Origin of the sequence: Ectothiorhodospira sp. PHS-1 (assembly GCF_000225005.1) — a bacterium.
In the GTDB taxonomy this organism is placed as follows: Bacteria; Pseudomonadota; Gammaproteobacteria; order Ectothiorhodospirales; family Ectothiorhodospiraceae; genus Ectothiorhodospira.
Genome location: NZ_AGBG01000076.1, coordinates 1 through 1,098, shown reverse-complemented (window position 1 = coordinate 1,098; position 1,098 = coordinate 1). Strand labels below are relative to the sequence as shown.

Below are 1,098 nucleotides of genomic sequence, written 5' to 3'. Positions count from 1 at the left end.
CCCTCCAAGCTGTTTCACAACCAGAACCCCGGATCCTGGATCCGTTGCACGAGCTGCTGCGGCAGGGAGCGCGCGACCTGATCGCCCAGGCGGTGGAGGCGGAGTTGTCCGTCTTCCTGGCGCAGTATGCCGAGCAGCGTCTGGAAGATGGCCGCCAGGCCGTCGTCCGCAATGGCTACCTGCCGGAACGCACGGTCCAGACCGGGATTGGAGATGTCAGCGTCCAGGTACCCAAGGTGCGTGATCGTAGCGGTGGGGGTGCCCGCTTCAACAGCAGCCTGCTACCGCCCTACCTGAAGCGGGCGCGCAGTGTCGAAGAGCTGATTCCCTGGCTGTATCTCAAGGGGATCTCCACCGGGGACTATCAGGAGGCCCTGGCGGCATTGCTTGGCGAGCAGGCCAAGGGCCTGTCGGCCAACACGGTGTCCCGGCTCAAGCAGCAGTGGCAGGACGAACATACCACGTGGCGGCAGCGTGACCTGTCGGACCGTAGCTACGTCTACTGGTGGGCCGATGGTGTTTACAGCAAGGTGCGCCAGGATGACCGCTTGTGCCTGCTGGTGATCATCGGGGTCACCGAGCACGGCCACAAGGAACTGGTGGCCGTCGAGGACGGCTTCCGCGAGTCGGCGGACAGCTGGGAAGCACTGCTGACGCACTTGCGGGAGCGCGGCCTAACCACCGGTCCCAAGCTGGCGGTGGGCGACGGGGCGATGGGATTCTGGACGGCGTTGAGCAAGATCTATCCGCAGACCGACCATCAGCGTTGCTGGGTGCATAAGACGGCGAATGTGCTCAATAAGCTGCCCAAGTCGGTGCAGCCCAAGGTCAAGGCTGATCTGCAGGAGATCTGGATGGCGCAGAACCGTGCCGAGGCGCACAAGGCCTTTGATCGCACGGTGAAGCGATTCGAGGCCAAGTACCCCAAGGCGATGGCGTGCCTGACCAAAGATCGGGACGAACTGCTGGCATTCTACGATTACCCGGCGGAACACTGGGTGCATATCCGCACGACCAACCCGATCGAATCGACGTTTGCCACGGTTCGCCTGCGGACCCGGCGCAGCCGGAACTGCGGATCCCGAGCAACGACCCTGG

1 protein-coding gene is annotated in these 1,098 nt (G+C 63.8%); it reads left to right on the top strand.

Going from position 1 to position 1,098, the window contains the following annotated elements:
* A partial coding sequence (locus tag ECTPHS_RS13650) for an IS256 family transposase (protein WP_040406178.1) occupies positions 1 to 1,098 on the top strand: 1,098 nt, incomplete at both ends.